Origin of the sequence: Methylobacterium sp. WL103 (genome assembly GCF_008039885.1) — a bacterium.
Classification (GTDB): domain Bacteria; phylum Pseudomonadota; class Alphaproteobacteria; order Rhizobiales; family Beijerinckiaceae; genus Methylobacterium; species Methylobacterium cerastii.
This window is the reverse complement of sequence record NZ_VRUX01000712.1, coordinates 1-1,904: the sequence shown is the minus strand read 5'-3', so window position 1 is coordinate 1,904 and position 1,904 is coordinate 1. Positions and strand designations below refer to the sequence as shown.

Annotated in this window: 4 protein-coding genes; 3 read left to right on the top strand and 1 reads right to left on the bottom strand. The window is 70.2% G+C overall.

Going from position 1 to position 1,904, the window contains the following annotated elements:
- The 3 genes from FV222_RS24550 to FV222_RS24540 form a co-directional block, all read left to right on the top strand.
- A partial coding sequence (locus tag FV222_RS24550; protein ID WP_147815867.1) for a DUF429 domain-containing protein occupies positions 1-181 on the top strand: 181 nt, incomplete at its 5' end.
- An 11-nt stretch (positions 182-192) separates the two neighbouring features.
- On the top strand, positions 193-717 hold the full coding sequence (locus tag FV222_RS24545) for an NUDIX domain-containing protein (RefSeq protein ID WP_147763968.1): 525 nt from the start codon (positions 193-195) through the stop codon (positions 715-717).
- A gap of 64 nt (positions 718-781) precedes the next feature.
- Positions 782-1,447: a carbonic anhydrase gene (locus FV222_RS24540; protein ID WP_147754358.1), complete on the top strand. Its 666-nt coding sequence runs from the start codon at positions 782-784 to the stop codon at positions 1,445-1,447.
- Positions 1,448-1,583: 136 nt separating this feature from the next.
- On the opposite strand, the gene FV222_RS24535 is transcribed toward FV222_RS24540, so the two are convergent.
- Positions 1,584-1,904 (bottom strand): DUF4142 domain-containing protein (locus tag FV222_RS24535; RefSeq protein ID WP_147815866.1); only part of this gene is annotated, 321 nt, incomplete at its 5' end.

Sequence of the window (1,904 nt, the reverse complement as noted above, 5' to 3'; positions counted from 1 at the left end):
GCGCGGGGTCGGGGCGGACGACCACCTCGACGCGATGGCCGGCCTCGTCGTCGCCCGCGACATCCTCCTCGGACGCGCGCGCCCCCTGCCCGACCCGCCGGAGCACGACGGGCACGGCCTGCCGGCGGTGATCTGGATGCCGGCGCCCCCTCGAAGAGGCACGCGGCCGGAATCCTGCTAACGACGTGGACCATGAGCGAACAGACTAGCGCACAGCCCCTCGGAATCCGCCACGTCGCCCGCGCGCTGGTGTTCGATCCGGCCGACCGGCTTCTGCTGATCGAGTACGAATCGGTCCACGCGATCGAGCCGGACGGCAAGCCGCTGCGATTCTGGTTCATGCCCGGCGGCGGGCTGGAGCCCGGCGAGGACCACGTCACGGCCTGCCGGCGCGAGCTGTCGGAGGAGATCGGCCGCGCCGACTGCCCGATCGGCCCGCAGGTCGCGGCCTGCGACGGCCCGTTCCACCTGTTCCGCCAGTCACGCGACGCGCGCGAGCGCTACTTCCTGGTGCGGCTCCCCGACGACCGCGTCGACACCAGCCGCCTGATGGAAACCGAGGACAACCCGCTTCACGGCACGCGCTGGTGGAGTGTCTCCGAACTGCTCTCAACCGAGGCGCGTATCGAGCCGGCCGGCCTCGGGGAACTCGCCGCGCGCTTGGTCGCCGGGCACGTTCCGGAGGCCCCGATCATCCTGAATTGGCGACAAACTTGAGCGTGGAACAGGGTGCTCAGGCTGTTCGTTCCGTGACGGAATCTTCCTTTTGTCAGGAGACATCATGTTCCCAACCGCGCTGACCGACGGCTACCGCTCCTTTCTGTCCGGCCGCTTCCCGACGGAGCGCAAGCGCTTCCAGGAACTCGCCTCGGCCCAGGAGCCAGAAACCCTGGTGATCAGCTGCTGTGACAGCCGGGTCGCACCGGAGGCGATCTTCGACGTGGGGCCGGGCGAGCTGTTCGTGATCCGCAACGTCGCCGCGATCGTGCCGATCTACGAGACCGGCGGCGACTATCACGGCACCTCGGCGGCGATCGAGTTCGCGGTGCAAGGCCTCAAGGTGAAGAACATCGTCGTCCTCGGCCATGCCAGCTGCGGCGGCATCAAGGCCTACGCCGACAAGGCCAAGCCGCTCTCGAAGGGCAACTTCATCGGCAAGTGGGTCTCGCTGGTCGAGCCGGCCGAGGCCAAGGCGGGCGATTCGAGCGCGCCCGAATACCTCACCCGCCTGGAGCACGGGATGGTGAGCCAGAGCCTGGAGAACCTGATGACCTTCCCGTTCATCAAGGAGCGGGTCGAGGACGGTAGCCTGCAGCTCCACGGCGCGCATTTCGGCGTGGCCACCGGCGACCTGCTGGTGCGCGATCCGGAGACCGGCGACTTCAAGCCGGCGGCGGACCGGAACGGCGAGCCGCTGCGCCCGTCCGCGCTGATCAGCTGCAACTGAGGATAATCGAGCGGGCGCGTCCACCGGAGCGCCCGCGCAAGGGGTTTCGGACACGAAAAAGGGCGGCGGGCTCGATGGCCCGCCGCCCTTTTTCGTCAGCCCCGCCCGGCGTCGCCGCCGGGCGGAAGCGCTGTGATTACATCGCGTCGCGGGCGCCCGGCAGGCGCTGGGCCATGCCGTAATGGTGCTGCAGCACCGGCAGCGCCTGCTGCGCGTAGGTGCGGAGCGCCGGGTTCGGGCCGGACGAGGCGTAGGCCTCGGTCATGCCGATCGTCATCCGGTGCGCCTGGACCTGCTGGCTCACGTAGAGCCGGTCGAAGCGCGCGCCCGACGGGGTCGCGGAAAGCTCCGCCAGCATCGCCTGCTGCTCGGGGCTCGGCTGGACCACCGTGGTGCCGGCGGTCTGGTCGACGTCCACGCCGCCGAGGCGGCTGCCCGCCGCCGCACCGCGCTGGGC